The sequence below is a fragment of the Streptomyces sp. NBC_00775 genome (assembly GCF_036347135.1).
GTDB classification, from domain to species: Bacteria; Actinomycetota; Actinomycetes; order Streptomycetales; family Streptomycetaceae; genus Streptomyces; species Streptomyces lutosisoli.
The window spans coordinates 9,207,141-9,226,288 of the sequence record NZ_CP108938.1 but is presented as its reverse complement, the minus strand read 5'-3'; the positions used below and the strand labels follow the sequence as shown (position 1 = coordinate 9,226,288).

Annotated in this window: 18 protein-coding genes and 1 pseudogene; 13 read left to right on the top strand and 6 right to left on the bottom strand. The window is 71.7% G+C overall.

The genetic code is table 11. The annotated features are described in order from the left end of the window. The first annotated feature begins 14 nt into the window (after window positions 1-14). From OIC96_RS41040 to mug, 6 genes are all read left to right on the top strand, one after another. On the top strand, window positions 15-647 hold the full coding sequence (locus OIC96_RS41040; protein WP_330302970.1) for a hypothetical protein: 633 nt from the start codon (window positions 15-17) through the stop codon (window positions 645-647). Window positions 648-748: 101 nt separating this feature from the next. Further along, complete coding sequence (locus OIC96_RS41035) at window positions 749-988, top strand: ferredoxin (RefSeq protein WP_330302971.1); 240 nt, start codon at window positions 749-751, stop codon at window positions 986-988. Then, the gene (locus tag OIC96_RS41030; RefSeq protein ID WP_330302972.1) at window positions 978-2,372 is read left to right on the top strand and encodes an NAD(P)/FAD-dependent oxidoreductase; all 1,395 of its coding nucleotides are present in this window, start codon (window positions 978-980) and stop codon (window positions 2,370-2,372) included. The genes OIC96_RS41035 and OIC96_RS41030 overlap by 11 nt, the downstream gene beginning before the upstream one ends. 24 nt (window positions 2,373-2,396) lie before the next feature. After that, the gene (locus tag OIC96_RS41025) at window positions 2,397-3,632 is read left to right on the top strand and encodes a cytochrome P450 (protein ID WP_330302973.1); all 1,236 of its coding nucleotides are present in this window, start codon (window positions 2,397-2,399) and stop codon (window positions 3,630-3,632) included. 125 nt (window positions 3,633-3,757) lie between these two features. After that, window positions 3,758-5,200: an adenylosuccinate lyase gene (gene purB / locus OIC96_RS41020; RefSeq protein WP_330302974.1), complete on the top strand. Its 1,443-nt coding sequence runs from the start codon at window positions 3,758-3,760 to the stop codon at window positions 5,198-5,200. A gap of 44 nt (window positions 5,201-5,244) precedes the next feature. Next, window positions 5,245-5,745, top strand: a complete 501-nt coding sequence (gene mug, locus OIC96_RS41015) for a G/U mismatch-specific DNA glycosylase (RefSeq protein WP_330302975.1) — start codon at window positions 5,245-5,247, stop codon at window positions 5,743-5,745. Between the two features lies 1 nt (window position 5,746). On the opposite strand, the gene OIC96_RS41010 is transcribed toward mug, so the two are convergent. The 3 genes from OIC96_RS41010 to OIC96_RS41000 all read right to left on the bottom strand — a co-directional run bounded on the left by OIC96_RS41010 (window position 5,747) and on the right by OIC96_RS41000 (window position 7,963). Beyond that, complete coding sequence (locus tag OIC96_RS41010; protein ID WP_330302976.1) at window positions 5,747-6,190, bottom strand: hypothetical protein; 444 nt, start codon at window positions 6,188-6,190, stop codon at window positions 5,747-5,749. 109 nt (window positions 6,191-6,299) lie between these two features. Beyond that, a complete protein-coding gene (locus tag OIC96_RS41005) occupies window positions 6,300-7,025 on the bottom strand; it encodes an ABC transporter permease subunit (protein WP_330302977.1) in 726 nt (241 codons plus the stop codon). A gap of 2 nt (window positions 7,026-7,027) precedes the next feature. Beyond that, a complete protein-coding gene (locus OIC96_RS41000) occupies window positions 7,028-7,963 on the bottom strand; it encodes an ABC transporter ATP-binding protein (protein WP_330302978.1) in 936 nt (311 codons plus the stop codon). Between the two features lie 108 nt (window positions 7,964-8,071). Here OIC96_RS41000 and OIC96_RS40995 point away from each other — a divergent pair, with 108 nt between their 5' ends. From OIC96_RS40995 to OIC96_RS40985, 3 genes are all read left to right on the top strand, one after another. Next, the gene (locus tag OIC96_RS40995) at window positions 8,072-9,235 is read left to right on the top strand and encodes a sensor histidine kinase (RefSeq protein WP_330302979.1); all 1,164 of its coding nucleotides are present in this window, start codon (window positions 8,072-8,074) and stop codon (window positions 9,233-9,235) included. A 14-nt stretch (window positions 9,236-9,249) separates the two neighbouring features. Next, the gene (locus OIC96_RS40990) at window positions 9,250-9,918 is read left to right on the top strand and encodes a response regulator transcription factor (RefSeq protein ID WP_330302980.1); all 669 of its coding nucleotides are present in this window, start codon (window positions 9,250-9,252) and stop codon (window positions 9,916-9,918) included. Window positions 9,919-10,040: 122 nt separating this feature from the next. After that, complete coding sequence (locus OIC96_RS40985) at window positions 10,041-11,198, top strand: ROK family transcriptional regulator (protein ID WP_330302981.1); 1,158 nt, start codon at window positions 10,041-10,043, stop codon at window positions 11,196-11,198. An 84-nt stretch (window positions 11,199-11,282) separates the two neighbouring features. On the opposite strand, the gene OIC96_RS40980 is transcribed toward OIC96_RS40985, so the two are convergent. Both OIC96_RS40980 and OIC96_RS40975 read right to left on the bottom strand, forming a co-directional pair. Then, the gene (locus OIC96_RS40980) at window positions 11,283-12,044 is read right to left on the bottom strand and encodes a GntR family transcriptional regulator (RefSeq protein WP_330302982.1); all 762 of its coding nucleotides are present in this window, start codon (window positions 12,042-12,044) and stop codon (window positions 11,283-11,285) included. Window positions 12,045-12,336: 292 nt separating this feature from the next. Then, on the bottom strand, window positions 12,337-13,221 hold the full coding sequence (locus tag OIC96_RS40975) for an RNA polymerase sigma-70 factor (RefSeq protein WP_330302983.1): 885 nt from the start codon (window positions 13,219-13,221) through the stop codon (window positions 12,337-12,339). A gap of 113 nt (window positions 13,222-13,334) precedes the next feature. On the opposite strand from OIC96_RS40975, the gene OIC96_RS40970 reads away from it, so the two are divergent. Both OIC96_RS40970 and OIC96_RS40965 read left to right on the top strand, forming a co-directional pair. Next, window positions 13,335-13,988, top strand: a complete 654-nt coding sequence (locus OIC96_RS40970; RefSeq protein ID WP_330302984.1) for an NADPH-dependent F420 reductase — start codon at window positions 13,335-13,337, stop codon at window positions 13,986-13,988. A 180-nt stretch (window positions 13,989-14,168) separates the two neighbouring features. Next, window positions 14,169-14,999, top strand: coding sequence for an alpha/beta fold hydrolase (locus OIC96_RS40965; protein ID WP_330302985.1), 831 nt, complete (start codon window positions 14,169-14,171; stop codon window positions 14,997-14,999). A gap of 93 nt (window positions 15,000-15,092) precedes the next feature. On the opposite strand, the pseudogene OIC96_RS40960 reads toward OIC96_RS40965, so the two are convergent. Next, a pseudogene (locus tag OIC96_RS40960) lies at window positions 15,093-15,881 on the bottom strand (DMT family transporter); the annotation flags it as partial. 47 nt (window positions 15,882-15,928) lie between these two features. Between OIC96_RS40960 and pdxR the strand changes: the two are divergent. Beyond that, entirely contained in the window at window positions 15,929-17,380 is a 1,452-nt protein-coding gene (pdxR, locus tag OIC96_RS40955; RefSeq protein ID WP_330302986.1) for a MocR-like pyridoxine biosynthesis transcription factor PdxR, read from the top strand. A 157-nt stretch (window positions 17,381-17,537) separates the two neighbouring features. Beyond that, window positions 17,538-19,133, top strand: coding sequence for an alkaline phosphatase D family protein (locus tag OIC96_RS40950; RefSeq protein ID WP_330302987.1), 1,596 nt, complete (start codon window positions 17,538-17,540; stop codon window positions 19,131-19,133). Window positions 19,134-19,148: the final 15 nt, after the last annotated feature.

Below are 19,148 nucleotides of genomic sequence, written 5' to 3'. Positions count from 1 at the left end.
GAGAGCGGGCATCGATGGAGCCGAGGGAAGAGCGGCTGCGGACGCCGCGGGCCGCCGGTACGGCGGGGTTGGTGTTCGCGGTGCTGCTGGCGCTGGCCATCGTGCTGATGCGGATCGCCCTCCCCGCGGGGAACGCCGGCGACGCGACGGTCGATCCTGGCGAGCGGTGGGCGGTGCGCACGGCACTGGAGATCCTCCCGTTCGCGGGAATCTTCTTCCTGTGGTTCATGGGCGCCCTGCGCGCACACGTCGGCGAAGCCGAGGACAGATTCGTCGCCACCGTGTTCCTGGGCAGCGGACTGCTGTTCGTCGCCACCATGTACGGAGCCGGCGCCGCGGCGGGCACCGTACTGAACGAGAGTCAGCCCTCGAACTTCGGCCGCCACTTCGCGTACACACTGATGACGACGTACGCGCTCCGGATGGCAGCCGTGTTCATCTTCACGGCCTCGAGCATCGGGCACCGCCTCGGCGTCCTCCCCCGTCCGATCGCCGTCTTCGGGTACCTCGTGGGCCTTGTCCTGCTCGTCGTGGGGTCCGGCTTGCCGTGGTCCGAGCTGCTCTTCCCGGTCTGGGCGCTGGTCGTCAGCACCCACATCCTCCGCGTCGGTCTTCGCGAGCCGCTCCCTTCAGGGAGCGCGCAGTGAGTTCGCCGGCCCGTCGGGCGGCTCGGCGAGCATCTCCGTGCCCCCGCGCGCATGCTGAAAAGGAGGGGGCGGAGAAGGGGCCACGGAAAGGCTGATCCTCGGTGAGGCTTGTCGTCGATCTCAACCGCTGCCAGGGATACGCGCAATGCGCGTTCCTCGCTCCCGACGTTTTCGCCATGCACGGAGACGAATCCCTGCTCTACAACCCGCAAGCCGCACAGGAGCAGCGCGACGAAGTGGCGCGAGCCGTCGCCGCGTGCCCCGTCCAGGCCATCCTCCTGGAGGCGGACCCGGCGGACGTGGCCCCCGGACCCGACCGGGAGGCGACCGGTGACCGGTAACGGATCCCTGGAGCGGCTCAAGCGCGAAGGGCGCATCGTCGTCGTCGGCGCCTCACTCGCGGGTCTCCGCGGCGCGGAGACCTTGCGCGAGGAGGGGTTCGCCGGCTCGCTCACGATGATCGGGGACGAGCCGTACGAGCCGTACGACCGGCCTCCGCTGTCCAAGCAGGTCCTGCTGGGCAAGGCGACGGCGGACCGCACCGACCTCCCCCGGCGCCGGGCGCTCGACGCGCAGTGGCGCCTCGGGGTCCCCGCCACCGGCCTCGACATGGCGGCCAGGCGGGTACGGCTGGCCGACGGCGACGAGGTGGAGTACGACCGGCTGCTCATCGCCACCGGTGTACGGGCGAGGCCGTGGCCGAAGGAGGAGGAGGCGGAGCTCGACGGGGTGTTCGTGCTGCGGACCCGTGACGACGCCACCGCGCTGGAGCGCGCGCTCGCGCAGGGCCCCCGCCGCGTGCTCGTCATCGGCGCCGGGTTCACCGGCTCGGAGATCGCCTCCGCCTGCCGGGAACGCGGGATCGCGGTCACTGTGGCCGAACGGGGTGCCGCGCCCCTGGTCGGAGCGCTCGGCGGAGTCATCGGCGAGGTCGCGGCCGAGATGCACCGCGAGCACGGCGTCGACCTGCGCTGCGGCGTGATGGTGACCGGCTTGGAGGGCGACTCCGCGGGACGTGTCCGCGCCGCCCATCTCTCCGACGGGAACACCGTCGAGACCGACGTGGTGGTGGTGTCCCTCGGCGCCATGCGCAACACCGAATGGCTCGGCGGATCGGGACTCGGCGCGGGCCCCCGGGGCATCGCCTGCGACGCCGGCTGCCGAGCCTTCGACATCCGGGGCATCGTGACCGACGACATCTATGTGGCCGGTGATGTCGCTCGTTCCCCGCATCCGCTGTTCGGATACCAGTTCCTGTCCCTGGAGCACTGGGGCAACGCCGTCTCCCAGGCCGAGACCGCGGCGCACAACATGCTGAGCGAGAGCACGGAACGCCGCCCCCACATCTGGGTGCCCGCCTTCTGGTCCTCCCAGTTCGGCGTGAACATCAAGTCCGTCGGGGTGCCGACGATGGGGACGGAGATCCTCATCGCACAGGGCTCCCTCAGCGAGCGCAGATTCACCGGCGTATACGGGTATCAGGAGCGCGTCATCGGCGCCGTCACCTTCGACCAGTCGAAGTGGCTGCAGTTCTACCAGCAGCTCATCGAGACCACGGCGCCGTTCCCGCCGTCCTTCCCCACGGTGGACCGCCGCCCCGAGGGGCAGCGGCCGGTGGACGCGGACTTCCCCGACCCGTCAGTGCCCACGCACGGCCCGACCGTCACCGTCAGCGGATATTCGCCGGACGACCGGCGGCTGACGTTCACCCCCGCCAGGCACTGATCCGACGCTCACGAGGACGCACTCATGACGCAAGCCATCCTGCGGCAGATCATCGACTACGCCCACCGTGCCAATCCGTACCCGCTGTACGAGGAGCTCCGCAAGACGCCGGTGTACCACGATCCGGACGGGCCGTTCGTCGTCAGCAGGTACTACGACATCCAGAGCCTGCTCCACGATCCGCGCATCAGCTCCGACGCCCGCAATCTGAAGACGACGGCGGGCGACCCGCTGGCCGGCGACGCGGAGGAGGAGACGGCCCTGCCTCCGAGCTTCCTGCGGCTCGACCCTCCGGAGCACGACCGGCTGCGGCGCATGACCAACCGGCCCTTCGGGCCCCCGCACACACCGCGGCGTGTCTACGACATGCACGGCGATCTGCGGGACATCGTCACCGGGCTCATCGACGGTATCGACACCCCGGACCGGATCGACCTGGTCGACCAGTTCTCGTACCCCTTCCCCGTGACCGTGATCTGCCGGCTGCTGGGGGTGCCGCGCGAGGACGAATCGCGCTTCCACACCTGGGCGGACATCATCGCCGCCAGCCTGGACCCGGACCCGGAAGCCGATCCCGAAGAGCACGCCAAGGTCTCGCACAACGCCCGCACGGAGCTGGGCATGTATCTGGCGGGGCTCATCGAGGAGCGCCGCAAGAAGCCCGGCGACGACATGCTGTCGGAGCTGGCCACCGCGCAGGGGCCGGACGGTGCGATGACGACGATGGAGGTGCTGAGCACCGCGGCACTCCTGCTGATCGCCGGCCATGAGACGACGGTCAACCTCATCACCAACGGCATGCTGACCCTGCTGCGCAATCCCGACGTCCTCGGACGGCTGCGCGAGGACCCGAGGCTGGCCGTCCCCATCGTCGAGGAGCTGCTGCGTTTCGAGCCGCCGGTGCAGCTGGTGCCGCAGCGCACCACGCTCGCCGACATCGAGGTCCGCGGCGTCACCATCCCCAAGGGCGCGTCGCTGTGGCTGGTGCTGGCGGCGGGGAACCGCGACCCCGACCGCTTCAAGGATCCGGAGCGGTTCGACCCGGACCGGGAGAACATCGAGCACCTGGGCTTCGGCAGCGGCATCCACGGCTGCTTCGGCGCCCCGCTGGCCCGGCTGGAAGCCCAGCTCGCGCTGAGCGAGCTGGCCCGCAGGCTGGAGAACCCCCGGCTGCTGGAGGACCCGCCGCCCTACCGCCAGAACGCGGTCCTGCGCGGCCCACGCCATCTGCCGATCACCTGCGACGGCATCCGCCCTTAGAGCCGACGGCATCCGCCCGAGAGCCTCCGGCCAGAGCTTCTGCCTGGAGCCACCACCGCTGACCTGGGCTCCGGACGGTGCGGGCGTTCCGGAGCCCTTCCGCACGGCGGGTAAACTCCGTCCACGTGACTGCCGCGCCTGCAAAGCCCCGTATCCCCAACGTCCTCGCCGGACGCTACGCCTCCGCCGAGCTCGCCACGCTCTGGTCCCCCGAGCAGAAGGTGAAACTGGAGCGTCAGCTCTGGCTCGCCGTGCTGCGAGCCCAGAAGGACCTCGGGATCGAGGTGCCGGACGCCGCCATCGCCGACTACGAGCGCGTCCTCGACCAGGTCGACCTGGCCTCGATCGCCGAGCGCGAGAAGGTCACGCGGCACGATGTGAAGGCGCGGATCGAGGAGTTCAACGACCTCGCCGGGCACGAGCAGGTCCACAAGGGCATGACCTCGCGCGACCTCACCGAGAACGTCGAGCAGCTGCAGATCCGGCTCTCCCTGGAGCTGATGCGCGACCGTACGGTGGCCGTCCTGGCGCGCCTCGGCAAGCTCGCGGGTGAGTACGCCGAGCTGGTCATGGCCGGTCGCTCGCACAACGTGGCCGCCCAGGCCACCACCCTCGGCAAGCGCTTCGCGACCGCCGCCGACGAACTGCTCGTCGCGTACGGCCGGGTCGAGGAGCTGCTCGGCCGCTACCCGCTGCGGGGTATCAAGGGCCCGGTCGGCACGGCGCAGGACATGCTGGACCTGCTGGGCGGTGACGCGGCGAAGCTCGCCGAGCTGGAGCAGCGCATCGCCGGGCACCTCGGCTTCTCGCAGGCCTTCACCTCGGTGGGCCAGGTCTACCCGCGCTCGCTGGACTACGAGGTCGTCACCGCGCTGGTGCAGCTGGCGGCCGCGCCGTCCTCGACGGCCAAGACGATCCGGCTGATGGCCGGGCACGAGCTGGTCACCGAGGGCTTCAAGCCCGGTCAGGTCGGCTCCTCCGCGATGCCGCACAAGATGAACACCCGCTCCTGCGAGCGCGTCAACGGCCTGATGGTCATCCTGCGCGGCTACGCCTCGATGACCGGCGAGCTGGCGGGCGACCAGTGGAACGAGGGCGATGTCTCGTGCTCGGTCGTGCGCCGGGTCGCGCTGCCGGACGCGTTCTTCGCGCTGGACGGTCTGCTGGAGACCTTCCTGACCGTCCTCGACGAGTTCGGCGCCTTCCCGGCCGTCGTCGCGCGCGAGCTGGACCGCTACCTGCCGTTCCTCGCCACGACCAAGGTCCTGATGGGCGCGGTGCGCGCGGGCGTCGGCCGCGAGGTCGCGCACGAGGCCATCAAGGAGAACGCCGTCGCCTCCGCGCTCGCCATGCGTGAGCAGGGCGCCGAGCGCAACGAACTGCTCGACAAGCTCGCCGCGGACGAGCGCATCCCGCTGGACCGCGCCCAGCTCGACGAGCTGATGGCCGACAAGCTCTCCTTCACCGGCGCCGCGGCCGACCAGGTCGCCGCCGTCATCGGCCGCATCGAGGAGATCGCCAAGCAGCACCCGGAGGCCGCCGGCTACACGCCGGGGGCGATCCTCTGACGCGGCTCACTCCCGCGGACCTGGAGGCCGCCCGCGACCGGCTCGTGCCGGATGTCGTCGCGGACGGCCTCCATGTTCTGTTCTGCGGCATCAACCCGGGTCTGATGACGGCCGCGACCGGGCATCACTTCGCCCGGCCCGGCAACCGCTTCTGGCCGGTGCTGCACCTGTCCGGGTTCACACCCCGGCTGATGAAGCCTTCGGAGCAGGGCGAGTTGCTCTCGTACGGGCTCGGTATCACGAACGTGGTGGCGCGCGCGACCGCTCGGGCCGACGAGCTCAGCGCCGAGGAGTACGTCGAGGGCGGGCGGCTGCTGAGCGCCAAGGTGGAGCGGCTGCGGCCGCGCTGGCTGGCGGTGGTGGGTGTGACCGCGTACCGGGCGGCCTTCGGCGACCGCAAGGCCCAAATCGGCCCGCAGGAGCGGACGATCGGGGCGAGCCGGGTGTGGGCGCTGCCCAATCCCAGTGGGCTCAACGCGCATTGGACGGCGGCGACGATGGCCGAGGAGTTCGGGCGGCTCCGGGAGGCGGCGCAGGCTCAGTAGGTCAGGGCGGGTCGATCTCCGTGACCACGGCCAGCAGCTGGAACGGCAGTTCCTTGTCCCACTGCGAGACGCCGAGGGCAACCCATCGGTCGTGCCCGTCCGCCCTCCAGAGGTGCACGTCCGGCACATGCGAACTCAGGGTGCCCCACGGCTCGGGTATCTCCTCGCCGTCCGCCGACCGCTCGAACGAGCTCGCCAGACTGAAGATCTGGGGGCGCCCCCAGCGGTTGCTGAGCAGCTCCGAGAGTCCATCCCGATCAGCCTCGTACTGTTCCTCCGTCTCCTCCCGTGCCGTGCCGTCGTCCTCCCAGAATTCCTCGCTCGTCGCTAACTCGGCGATGTGATAGCCGGGTCCCGCGTCACCGACGCCCGACCGGCCGTGCTCCAGAGGGAAGTCCTCGGAGCACAGCCGCAGGATCGTGGCGAGTTGTCGCGCGCTGGTCATGAGAGCCAGTAAAGCGGCTGCCACTGACAATTGGCGTGCCGTCAGCGCGGTCCTGTGCCGTCGGTGCCGTTCCGTGGCGCTCTATCCCGTTGCATGCCGCTCTGTGCCGTCAGGCGTCGCGACGGCGCAGGCTCCACGCACCGGCCGTCAGGGCCGCCGCCGCCCAGGCCGCGGTCACGGCGAGCCCCGTCCACGGTCCCAGGGAGCCGTCCCATGTCTCGTGCAGCACCACTTGCCCCGCCTTGTCCGGCAGGAAGTCGGCCACGGTGCCCGACGCGTTCCCGACGACGAAGGAGACGATCAGGAGGAACGGGATCAGGATGCTCAGCGTGGCGACCCCGCTGCGCAGGACAGTCGCGAGTCCTGCCGCGAGCAAGGCCATGAGCGTCAGATAGATCCCGCAGCCGATCACTGCGCACAGCTCGTCGCCCCAGGTGAGCCCGCTCGCCCGGTCCCCGAGGACCGCCTCGCCGACGACCAGGCTCACGCCTCCGGTGAACAGCCCGACGGCGAAGGCCGGTACGCCGATCGCCACCGCCTTGGCCGCGAACCAGCGCATCCGGTCGGGGACCGCGGTGAGTGACACGCGCAGGGCGCCGCCCTGGAACTCCGCCGAGACCGCCTGTGCTCCGAAGGTGATCGCCGCGATCTGTCCGAAGCTGACGCCGAAGAACGCCGAGAACAGCGGGTCGAACTCCGGGTCCCCGGAGTCGTCGAGGCTGGCGAGCGCGGAGAACGCCGTTGTGGCGAGGAGGATGGCGAGCAGTCCCCACATGAGCGACCGCAGGGTACGGATCTTGATCCACTCCGCGCGGAGTGCGGGTGCGAACGTCATGGTCAGGCCTCCTGAGGCTGCGTCGGGGCCGGCGTGGCGGCGAACTCGGTCTCGGTTGCGGTCAGATCCAGATACGCCTGCTCCAAGGTGCCTTCCTCCGCGGCGAGTTCGAGGATCGGCAGGCCCGCGGCGGACGTGAGGCGCCCGATGTCCTCCACGCGCGCGTCGAGCGCGGTCCAGCGTCCGTCCTCGCCCTCGACGGCCTCGACACCGTGCCGCGTGAGCAGGTCGCTCAGGGCGCCGCCGTCCGTGGTGCGCACCCGTACGCGGGGCTGCACGCGTGCGTGGATGAACTCCCGCATGGGCATGTCGGCGAGGAGTCGGCCCTTGCCGAGGACGACGAGGTGGTCGGCGAAGGACGCGGTCTCGTTCATGAGGTGGCTGGAGACGAGGACGGTCCGGCCTTCCTGAGCCAGCCGGCGCAACAACTCCCGGATCCAGATGATGCCTTCGGGGTCGAGTCCGTTCGACGGTTCGTCGAGCAGCACCACGGGCGGGTCGCCGAGGAGCGCGGCCGCGATGCCCAGGCGCTGGCGCATGCCCAAGGAGTACGTCTTCACCCTGCGGCGCGCGACGGAGGCGAGCCCCGCCTCCTCCAGCACCTCGTCCACGCGCCGCTCAGGGATGCGGTTGCTCGCGGCGAGCGCCCGCAGATGGTCGCGGGCGGTGCGCGATCCGTGCGCGGCCCCCGCGTCGAGCAGCGCACCCACCTCGCGCAGCGGTTCGTGGAGGCCGGCATAGGCGCGCCCGCCGAGGGTGGCCGTGCCGGACGTGGGCCGGTCCAGGCCCAGCACGAGCCGCATGGTGGTGGACTTCCCGGCGCCGTTGGGGCCCAGGAAGCCGGTGACACGGCCGGGCAGGACGCTGAAGGTGAGGTGGTCCACGGCTCGCTTGCTGCCGTACTCCTTGGTCAGGTCTTGGACGTCGATGCTGGTCATGGCCACAGCCTGGCCGTTGCTGAGGAGGCGTCGCCTCCCCCGCGGGTGGAGATCGTCTCCCCCGCTCGGGGGAGGCCCGTTGTCAGTGCCGCCTGTCACGATGACGCAATGGCCCGCTTTCTGCGCCCGTTGCTCCGGGGGACGACGTACACACGCTGGTTGCACCTGTGGGTGCCGATGCTGTTCGAAAGCGTGTGGCTGTTCATCGACATGTCGAAGCCGTGGGTGCCCGCGGTGCTGCTGATTCCGCTGGGGCTGATTCCGGCCGTGCGGCGGGGCGAGGGTGTACAGGCGCAGTTCATGCTGGCGCCGGGCGAGCGGGGCGGCGGGGACGCGGCGTTCTCGGTCACTCCTTCGCTCACCTGGCGGGACCGGTGGCGGACCGTGCTCTGGCTGGAAGTACGGATGGCTTGTGGCTGGGCGGCCTGTGGGCTCACCGTCTGGCTGCCGGTGATTGCCGTTGATCTGGTCAACGCGGCGACCGGCCATACCATCACCGACAACCCCTTCGTGCCGGTTTCGGACCCGCACTGGGCCTACGCACTACTCGTCCCGCTGCCGGTGCTCGCCCTCTACGGCGCGGTGGTCGGCCTGGGCGAGCTGATCACGGCGATCGCGCGCCGTCTCCTGGGCCCCTCCCCCACCGAACGGCTCGCCGCCCTGGAGGAGCGCACCGAGCAACTCCTGGAGCGCAGTCGCATCGCCCGTGAGCTGCACGACACGATCGGTCACGCGCTGACGGTCGCGGTGGTCCAGGCGGGTGCGGCACGGGCGGCCGGCGACCCCGCGTTCACCGACCGGGCCCTGGGCGCCATCGAGGACACCGGCCGGGCCGCCCTGGAAGACCTGGACCGGGTGCTGGGCATCCTGCGCGAGGCGGAACGCCCCGTGAGCAGTCGCCCCACATTGAGCGAGGCCGACCGGCTTCTGGAGTCGGCGCGGAGCTCCGGCGCCAAGGTGGACGCGGAGGTGACGGGTCCGGTGGAAACCGTTCCGGGACCGGTGTCCCGGGAGGGCTACCGCATCCTCCAGGAGTCCCTCACCAATGTGCTGCGGCATGCGGGGAGCGTCCCGGTCCGGGTCCGTATCGAGGTCGCGGACGGCGCGCTCGGTCTGGAGGTCCGCAATCCGCTGACGGCCGACATACCCGGGCCCGGCCGGGGCAGTGGTCTGCGCGGCATCCGGGAGCGTGCGGCGCTGCTCGGCGGTCGCGCGCGGACGGGCCCCGACCAAGGTGACTGGCAGGTGCATGTAGAGCTGCCGTTGCGCTGATCTACGCTGGCCGGATGCCGGTCACCGTTCTCCTCGTCGACGACGAACCCCTCGTACGCGCGGGTCTGCGCGCCGTCCTGGAGGCGCAGCCCGACATCACGGTCGTCGGGGAGGCGGCCGACGGTGCGGCGGTGATCCCCCTGGTGCGGCAGCTGCGGCCCGACGTGGTCGCCATGGACGTACGCATGCCCCTCCTGGACGGCATCGAGGCCACGCGCGCGGTGCTGCGCACCGTGAGCGATCCGCCGAAGATCCTCGTGGTGACGACGTTCGAGAACGACGAGTACGTCTACGAGGCGCTGCGGGCGGGTGCCGACGGGTTTCTGCTGAAGCGGGCGCGGCCCGCCGAGATCGTGCACGCGGTGCGGCTGGTCGCCGAGGGCGAGTCGCTGTTGTTTCCCGCCTCCGTACGGCAGTTGGCCGCCGAGTACGGGGACGGGGACGGCACCGGGAATCCGGTGGCGCGGGCGGCCATGGAGCGGGCCGCGCTGACCGAGCGGGAGGCGGAGGTGCTGCGGCTGATGGCCCGGGGGCTGTCGAACGCGGAGATCGCCGCGCGGCTGATCGTCGGGACCGAGACGGTGAAGTCCCACGTCAGCGCCGTACTGGCGAAGCTGGGTGCGCGGGATCGTACGCAGGCGGTCATCGCGGCGTACGAGTCGGGGTTCGTGGCGCCCGGCTGAGCGGGCCCGTCGGCAGGTGACGATTCCGACCCGTCGGTGGGTTGGGGGTCCCCGGCACTCGCCGGGGTACGCGACGCCGAGTACGATCCGGCCAACACGCGCACGAGCTGGGAGGACGGACGTTGGGGCAGTTGACCGGCGGGGACCCCTCTCTGCTGCGAAGGATCAATTCCGCGGTGGTGCTGCACGCGTTGCGTGCCACGGACTGCGCGACGCTCACCGAGATCACCCGGGTGACGGGGTTGTCCCGGCCCACGGTCGAGGGCGTCGTCGAAGGGCTGATCGAGAACGGGCTCGTCGTCGAGAAGGCGGCCGAGGAGGGCGCTGCCCGGCGCCAGGGGCGTCCGGCGCGCAGGTTCCGGTTCCGGGCCGAGGCGGGGCATCTGCTGGGCCTGGAGATCGGCCCGCACCGCGTCGCCGCGCTGCTGGCCGATCTGGACGGCCGCGTGATGGGTGCCATGGCCAAGGACGTGGACGAGACGGCGTCGGCGGACGAGCGGCTGGAACGGCTGCGTATGGCGGTCGCCGAGCTGCTGCGCAGGGCGGGTGTCGCCCGCAGCTCCCTGCGCGCGGTCGGCGTGGGCAGCCCCGGCATCGTGGAGGCCGACGGCACCGTACGCCTGGGCACGGCGCTGCCCGAGTGGACGGGCCTGCGGCTCGGCGAACGGCTCAGTCGTTCCTTCAAGTGCCCGGTGCTGGTCGAGAACGACGCCAACGCGGCGGCGGTCGCCGAGCACTGGAAGGGCGCGGCCACCGAGTCCGACGACGTCGTGTTCGTGCTGGCGGGGTTGAGCCCGGGCGCCGGTTCCCTGATCGGCGGGCGGCTGCACCGTGGCTATGGGGGCGCGGCCGGCGAGATCGGCGCACTGCATCTGCTGGGCCGCGAGGTCACTCCCGAGACGCTGCTCTCCACCACCGACGAGCCGCTGCACCCGCTCGACGAGCAGGCCGTCGCCGAGGTCTTCGCGTTCGCCAAGGGCGGCGACCTGCGCGCCCGGGCGGCGGTCGACCGCTTCATCCAGCGTCTTGTGCACGACGTCGCGGCGCTCGTCCTCGCCCTTGACCCCGAACTGGTCGTCATCGGCGGCTGGGCGGCCGGCCTGGACGGCGTACTGGAGCCGCTGCGGCGCGAGTTGGCGCGCTACTGTCTGCGCCCGCCCAAGGTGACGCTCTCGCTCCTGGGCGAGGCGGCGGTGGCGACGGGGGCGCTGCGGCTGGCTCTCGACCATGTCGAGGAGCAGCTGTTCGCGGTGGAGGGGACCGTGACGGCGCGGCGCTGAGCGAGCGCATCGTGAGACGACGTCGCGCCCCGGAGGTCTCCGGGGCGCGACGGGTGCGGTTCGGCGGACTGCCTGGCGCGTGGCTCAGGAAGCGCGGCGCTCCGGGTCGTGATGGATCTCCACACCGCCGGAGTCGCCGAAGGTCAGCCGGCAGGTGTCGGCGCGGTACGTGGCCACGGAGACCGCCGCGGTGCGCCCCGCCGCGAAGAAGCGGGTCGTGACGACGAGGACGGGCGCTCCGGGAAGCCGGTCGAGTTCCTTGGCGTCGTCCGCGCGGGCCGAGCCGAGCTCCACGGCGCGGTCCTGTCCCTCCAGTTCCAGGCGCTGCAGCTCTCGCAGCACCGCACGCGCGCGTGCCGCACCCGAGGGCGCGTCGATCGCGGACAGGTCGGGCACCGAGGACGCCGGGATGTAGAGCAGCTCGGCGGCGACCGGCTGGCCGTGCGTCACGCGGGAGCGGCGCACGGTGTGCACCTGCTCGCCGTGGACGGTCTCCAGGATGTCGGCCACCGACGCGGGCGGGACCGCCACCGTGCAGTCCGCGGGGTGCCAGGCGTCGCCGGCCGCGCCCGGCCATACGTGCTGCTCGGATCCGACGGCCACGCCCATACGCGGCGGGGCGACGGTGGTGCCCACTCCGCGGCGGCGCTGCAGGCGTCCCTCCAGCTCAAGCTGCTCCAGAGCCTGGCGCAGCGTGGCCCGGGCGACGCCGAACCGGGCCGCCAGGTCACGTTCGTTGGGCAGGATCTCGCCCACGGAGAACTCGGAGTCCAGTGCCTCACTGAGCACGGTCTTGAGATGCCAGTACTTAGGTTCCGGCACCGATTCCAACTGCGTGGTCCCCACCCTGTCCTCCGCAATCGCCGTGGCCCGGCGGCGTTTTAACGCCCTTGTTTATTAAAGGTTCTTGCACTATCCCTGCGACCATAGGGCTGCCCCCACCCTTGGTCAAGACCAATCCTCGATCCCTTACGGATTGCACAGGCGTGTTGCCGCAGAGCGTTCACAGGGCGTTCGTGCTGGGCGATGTTCATGACACGACGCCGAAAGCCCCCGTCCAGAAGACGGGGGCTTTCGGCGTCGTACAGGCAGGGACGGCCGGCAGGGACGGCTGAGGAGCCGAGGCCGGCCGGAGTGGCTATCCGGCGGACAGGGACATCAGCTTCTCGGGGTTGCGCAGGATGTAGACGCATTGGATGCGGCCGTCCACGACGTCCAACTGGAAGACGCTGTCCGGCTTGCCCGCGGAGAGGGCGAGCACCGCGAAGCCTCCGTTGATCTCCAGGAAGCGGAACGAGATGTCGGGGACGCCCTTCTTGGCCGCGCCGATGAGGAACCGTCCGACCTTGTCGGCGGAATCGAGGACCCGCAGTGGCGCCTGGGACAGGCCACCGCTGTCGCCGACCAGCCGTGCGTCCGGCGCCAGCAGGGACATGAGCCCCTCCAGGTCGCCCTCGGCGGCGGCGGCGAGGAACCGCTCGGTCAGATCGCGGCGTTGGGCCGGGTCGACCTCGTAGCGCGGCCGCCGTTCGTCGACATGCTTGCGCGCCCGCCCGGCGAGCTGGCGCACCGCGGGCTCGCCCCGGTCGAGGACGGCGGCGATGTCCGCGTACGGGTAGCCGAACGCCTCCCTGAGGACGAACACCGCGCGCTCCAGGGGTGACAGGGATTCCAGGACGACGAGGACGGCGAGCGAGACGGTGTCGGCGAGCACGGCGCGCTCCGCCGTGTCGGGGACACTGTCCCCGAAGTCGGTGATGTACGGCTCGGGGAGCCAGGGTCCTACGTACGCCTCGTTGCGCGACTGCACCTGGCGCAGTCGGTCGATGGCGAGGCGGGTGGTGACGCGGACCAGATAGCCGCGCGGTTCGCGCACGTCGGCCCGGTCGGCGGCGGACCAGCGCAGCCAGGCTTCCTGGACCACGTCCTCCGCGTCGGCCACCCGCCCGAGCATGCGGTAGGCGACGCCCATCAGGACGGGACGGTGCTCTTCGAAGACATCGGTCGCGGTGTCGATTGCCACCGTTCCATCCCACCCGACGCGTCTCGTCGTGTCCAGGCGGAAGGGGCGCCCGTCGGAGCACAATGACCCGCGGGCCGTCGGTGGCCGGCGGCCTCACCACGGGAGGAGCGACGATGCGGTACGCGGTTCTGGGCACGGGTGAAGTGGGGCGCACCCTCGGCGGCAAGCTGATCGAACTGGGTCACGAGGTGTCGTTGGGTTCGCGCACGAAGGACAATCCGGCCGCTGTGGAGTGGGCCGACAGCGCGGGGCCCGGGGCGGGCCACGGTACGTTCGCGGAGGCGGCGGCGTTCGGTGAGGTGGTCGTGAACGCGGTGGGCGGGCGGGTGGCTGTCACCGTGCTGCAAACGGCGGGCGCGGAGAATCTGGACGGCAAGGTCGTCCTCGACGTCTCCAACCCCATCGCGTTCGAGGACGGTCAGGTGCGTCTTTCGCCCGTCGAGTCGGACAGCGTGGGCGAGCAGATCCAGCGCGCCTTCCCGCACGCGCGCGTGGTGAAGAGCCTCAACACCGTCAACTGCTATCTGATGGTCGACCCCGCGCTGGTGCCGGGCGAGCACCAGATCTTCGTCTCCGGGGAGGACCAGAGCGCGAAGGAGCAGGTGACGGCGCTGCTCGGCGAGTTCGGCTGGCCGCCGCACCGCGTGCTCGACCTGGGCGGGATCCGGACGGCGCGTGCCACGGAGATGTATCTGCCGCTGTGGCTGACCCTGATGCAGAACGTCGGGCACCCGGAGTTCAACGTGGAGATCCGCAGGGCGCGTTGAGGAACGCACGCGCGCGTGGAGTTCGACGCCGGGCACGCGGGCGTACCACGCCGGGCGTGCGCGCGTCGTGCGGCTCGTGGCTCCTGGCTCGTGGCGGCCAGGGGCTACCCGTCGGTAGCAGTTGCTGACAAGCTGTCTACAAGACTGTCCGTCAGCGTGTCCCAGACGAGGAGCAGCCCCATGTCCGCCACGGTCTCCTTCAGCCTCCCCTCTTCGCGCGGCCCGAGGACCGTGACCATGTCCTACGCGCGCGTGGGCACCGGTGAGCCGCTGCTCCTGCTGCACGGCATCGGCCACCACCGGCAGGCCTGGGACCCGGTCATCCACATCCTGGCGGCCGAGCGCGAGGTCATCGCGGTCGACCTTCCAGGGTTCGGCGAGTCACCGGCACTGCCCGAGGGGCTGACGCACGACCTGTCGACGGTGGTGCCCGCGCTCGGCGCGCTGTGCGAGGCCCTGGAGATCGAACGGCCGCATGTGGCCGGCAACTCGCTGGGCGGGCTGCTGGCCCTGGAGCTGGGCCGCGAGAAGCTCGTACGGTCCGTCACCGCGCTCTCGCCCGCCGGTTTCTGGTCGCCGGTCGAGCGGCGGTACGCCTTCGGGGTGCTGATCGCCATGCGGCAGGCAGCGCGGCAGCTGCCGCTCCCCGTGGTCGAGCGGCTCTCCCGCACGGCGGCCGGACGGACGGTGCTGACCAGCACCATCTACGCCCGTCCCGGCCGCCGTTCACCCGAGGCCGTCGTCGCCGAGACCCTTGCGCTGGCCCACGCCGAGGGATTCAGCGAGACCCTCCGGGCGGGCACCTCCGTCCAGTTCACGGACGACATCCCCGGGCTTCCCGTCACCGTGGCCTGGGGTACCCGCGACCGGCTGCTGGTACGCCGCCAGGGGATCCGCGCCAAGCAGATCATTCCCCGGGCGCGGCTGGTGCGGCTGCCCGGCTGCGGGCACGTCCCGATGAACGACGACCCGGCGCTCGTCGCCCGCGTCATCCTCGACGGCAGCCGCTGACCGGCGCGTCACCAGGCCCAACGCACCGGATCCGAGGGCGACTCCCGCGCCGACCAGGGCGCTCCCCACGGCCTGCCCGACACCGTACGCGCCCGTGCCGACGAACGGCGCGGTGCAGGCGGCCGCGACGGGGATGAGCCCGGAGAAGAGCGTGGCGCGCTCCGCGCCGATGCGCTGCATGCCCATGTACCAGCACACGAAGCCGACCACCGTGACGACCGCCGCCTGCCACAGCAGCGCGGTCGCCTCGGTGGCGTCCGGCATCCGCAGCCACGCCGCGCCGCCGGTGAGCAGGCCGGCCACCGCCGACTCGACCGCGGCGATCCCGCAGACGGTGGCCGCCAGCAGCCGTGGTCCGAGGGGCCGCAGGACGGGCACGGCCAGGACCGCGAAGCCGACCTCTCCGGCCAGCGCGCACACGGAGTACCCGATCCCGGCCGCGTCCGTGCGGCCCCACCCCTGGACGGTGAACGCGCCCAGTGCGACGAGCGACGCCCCGTACAGGACACGGCGTTGCGGACGACGGCCCTCCTGAAGGGGTACGACAACGGCCACGACGACCGGGGCGCACCCCACGAAGACACCCGGAACGGCCGGTTCCGCCGTGCGTTCGGCGGCGATCACCACGAGGTTGAACCCGACCATGCCGACGGCCGCGAGCAGCGCGAGGCGCCCCCACTGACGCACCGGGAGCCGCCGCAGCGGGACCGCGCCGCCCCGGCCGACCAGCGGCAGGAGCAGTACGCAGGCGAGGCCGTAGCGCAGGAACTGGCCGCCCGCGTACGGGTAGTGGCCCAGCAGGCTGTTGGCGGTGAAGGAGCCTCCGACGAGGACGCAGGCGAGGGCGGCGAACAGCGCGCCCCGGGTGGTGGTGGCGTTCATGACGGTGACGCTATGAAGGGACGTGGTCCGGATTAAGGTCCACTTCCATGACGCCATCGGGGACCAATCGCGACCGGCCGCCGGGAACCGCCCCGTCCGGCGCCGCGCCGTGGGCCGCCGCCTGGGAGCTGCTTCTGCCGGCCGTCTCGGCCCCGGCACGCGCGCGTGGCCGCACGCTTCAGGCGGGACTGCGCGAGGCGGTCCGCTCAGGGCGCCTCACCCCGGGCACCCGGCTGCCGTCCAGCCGTGAGCTCGCCGCGGACCTCGGGGTGTCGCGGGGGCTGGTCACCGAGGCGTACGAGCAGTTGACGGCCGAGGGGTATCTGCGCAGTGGCCGAGGTGCCGGGACCTGGGTCGGGGGCGCGGCCCGGGCGGCGCGCCCGCGCGCGCGTGATCTCGCCCCACGGCCCGCCGGCGCCCGGGCCGACTTCGTTCCCGGGACGCCGGACCTGTCGCTGTTCCCGCGCTCCACGTGGACCGCCGCGCAGCGCGGGGTACTGGCCGAACTCCCCCACCACGCACTGGGCTACCCGGATCCGCGGGGGCTGCCCCGGCTGCGTACCGCCCTCGCCGAGCTGCTCTCCCGACGCCGGGGCGTGGTCGCGGACCCGGAGCGGATCGTCGTGGTCTCCGGAGTCGCGCAGGCGATGGCGCTGCTCGGATTCGTGCTCCACGCGCGCGGGGTGCGCGATGTCGGGGTCGAGGATCCGGGAAGCCCCGAGCACGGTGCCCTGTACGCCTCGGCCGGCGTGGGCACCGTACCGCTGCCCCTCGACGCGGAAGGGCTGGCCACCGGTCCGCTGGAGGCGTCGGGGGTCCGCGCGGTGGTGACGACGCCCGCGCACCAGTTCCCGTCCGGGATCGCGTACTCGGCGCGGCGTCGCGCGGAACTCCTCGACTGGGCGCGCTCGGTGGACGGGCTGGTGATCGAGGACGACTACGACGGGGACTTCCGCTACGACCGTGCCCCTGTGGGCGCCCTGCAAGGTCTCGACCCCGAACACGTCGCCTACACGGGGTCGGTCAGCAAGTCCCTGGCACCGGGACTGCGGCTCGGCTGGCTGCTCGTCCCCGCGTCCCTCTCCGAGGAGGTCGTCGAGCGCAAGCGGACCATGGATCTCGGGAACCCGGTCGTCGACCAGGCACTCCTCGCCCGCTTCATGGAACGAGGCGACTACGACCGGCAGCTGCGCCGCTGCCAGCGCGCCTACCGGGAACGGCGCGACGCCCTCGCGGCCGCGCTGGAGGAGCACTTTCCGGGCACGGAGGTGTCCGGAATCGCGGCGGGTCTGCATGTCATCGCCGCGTTGCCCGACCGGTACGGGCCGCTGGACCACTTCCTGGCACGGACCGCCGCGGCCGGGGTGGCCGTGCGTCCGCTGGCGCACTACGGGGAGGCGGTCGAGGACGGCGTACGGCTGGTACTGGGGTACGCGCATCTGTCGCCCGCGCGCATCCGCGACGGTGTACGGCTGATGGCGGCGGCCGTCCGCGACTGAGCCGCCCCCGTCACGTTCCGGTGCCGCCCGGCCCGAGTCGCACACCGGTTCCCTTGTCTCTGGGGTCAGTTGTTCACTTGTGGTTTCCGTGTGCGCTGCGGCGCACCAGTAGTTGTGGCATTGCACACTGGCCGGATCCGTCCCCGGAGGCGCATTCATGTCACACCGTCCGCAGAGCCCTTTCCCCGGTCGCCGCAGCGTTCTGCGCGGCTCGCTCGCCGCGTCCGCGGCGCTGGCCCTTCCCACCGCCCTCGGCGCGGCGCCGGCGTTCGCCCTGTCCGGGCGGCCGAAGGCGGGGTGGGGTGTCCAAGCCGGAGACGTGACCGCGGACTCCGGCCTGGTATGGGTCCGGTCCGACAGCCCGGCCCGGATGATCGTCGAGACGTCCGCGACGGAGTCGTTCCGCAATCCCCGCAGATGGCACGGTCCGCTGCTCGGCGCGGACACGGACTTCACGGGGACGACACGGCTGCGCGGACTGCCCGCGGGCGAGCAGATCCACTACCGCGTGCTGCTCGCCGACCCCGACGATTCCCGGCGCACCGGCGAACCGGTGACCGGCACCTTCCGTACGACGCCGGCCGGGCGGCGCGACGGAGTGCGCTTCCTGTGGTCGGGCGACCTGGCGGGACAGGGCTGGGGCATCAACCCGGACATCGGCGGCTACCGGATCTACGACGCCATGGCCAGGCTCGACCCGGACTTCTTCCTGTGCAGCGGTGACAACATCTACGCCGACGGGCCGATCGCGGCGACCGCCGCGCTCCCCGACGGCAGCACCTGGCGGAACATCACGACCGAGGAGAAGTCCAAGGTCGCGGAGTCGCTCGCCGAGTTCCGCGGCAACTTCCGCTACAACCTGCTGGACGAGAACCTGAAGCGCTTCAACGCCCAGGTGCCGTCCATCATCCAGTGGGACGACCACGAGGTGCGCAACAACTGGTACCCGGGCGAGGTGATCGCGTCTTCGGACACGCGGTACACCGAGAAGAGCGTCGACGTACTGGCCTCCCGGGCCCGTCGCGCGTTCAGCGAGTACTTCCCCCTCTCGACGCTGCGGCCGGGCGGCGAGGACGGCCGTGTGTACCGGGTCATGCGTCACGGCCCGCTCCTGGACGTCTTCGTGCTCGACATGCGCACGTACCGCAACGCCAACTCACCCGACGACCAGACCACCGACCCGCAGGGCATCCTCGGCGCCGAGCAGCTGGAGTGGCTCAAGCGGGAACTGTCGCGGTCGCGTGCCGTGTGGAAGGTGATCGCCGCGGACATGCCGCTCGGCCTGGTGGTGCCGGACACGACCGAGGGGAAGCCGAACATCGAGGCCGTGGCGCAGGGCGACCCTGGCGCGCCGCTCGGGCGGGAGCTACAAATCGCCGAGCTGCTGCGGTTCATCAAGCACCGGAAGATCACTGGCACCCTCTGGCTGACCGCCGATGTGCACCACACCTCGGCCCAGCACTACCAGCCGTCGCGGGCCGCCTTCACCGACTTCGAGCCGTTCTGGGAGTTCGTCTCGGGCCCGCTCAACGCCGGCGCGTTCCCGGCGAACGCGCTGGACAACACGTTCGGTCCGGAGCGGGTGTTCGTGAAGGCGCCGACCGCCGCGAACGTCTCCCCCGCCGGCGGCTACCAGTTCTTCGGCGAGGTCGACATCGACGGCGACAGCGGCGAGCTGACGGTGCGGCTGCGCGAGCAGGACGGGACCGTGCTGTTCACGCAGGTGTTGCAGCCGGGGCGCGTGGGGCAGTAACGCTGGGCGGAAGCG

Bases quoted from the DNA above. Each gene is read 5' to 3' on its own strand.
- OIC96_RS41040 (WP_330302970.1), top strand. From the start codon at position 15: ATGGAGCCGAGGGAAGAGCGGCTGCGGACGCCGCGGGCCGCCGGTACG.
- OIC96_RS41025 (WP_330302973.1), top strand. From the start codon at position 2,397: ATGACGCAAGCCATCCTGCGGCAGATCATCGACTACGCCCACCGTGCC.
- OIC96_RS41010 (WP_330302976.1), bottom strand. From the start codon at position 6,190: ATGACCAGCGCGCGACAACTCGCCACGATCCTGCGGCTGTGCTCCGAG.
- OIC96_RS41005 (WP_330302977.1), bottom strand. From the start codon at position 7,025: ATGACGTTCGCACCCGCACTCCGCGCGGAGTGGATCAAGATCCGTACC.
- OIC96_RS41000 (WP_330302978.1), bottom strand. From the start codon at position 7,963: ATGACCAGCATCGACGTCCAAGACCTGACCAAGGAGTACGGCAGCAAG.
- OIC96_RS40995 (WP_330302979.1), top strand. From the start codon at position 8,072: ATGGCCCGCTTTCTGCGCCCGTTGCTCCGGGGGACGACGTACACACGC.
- OIC96_RS40990 (WP_330302980.1), top strand. From the start codon at position 9,250: ATGCCGGTCACCGTTCTCCTCGTCGACGACGAACCCCTCGTACGCGCG.
- OIC96_RS40970 (WP_330302984.1), top strand. From the start codon at position 13,335: ATGCGGTACGCGGTTCTGGGCACGGGTGAAGTGGGGCGCACCCTCGGC.
- OIC96_RS40965 (WP_330302985.1), top strand. From the start codon at position 14,169: ATGTCCGCCACGGTCTCCTTCAGCCTCCCCTCTTCGCGCGGCCCGAGG.
- pdxR (WP_330302986.1), top strand. From the start codon at position 15,929: ATGACGCCATCGGGGACCAATCGCGACCGGCCGCCGGGAACCGCCCCG.
- OIC96_RS40950 (WP_330302987.1), top strand. From the start codon at position 17,538: ATGTCACACCGTCCGCAGAGCCCTTTCCCCGGTCGCCGCAGCGTTCTG.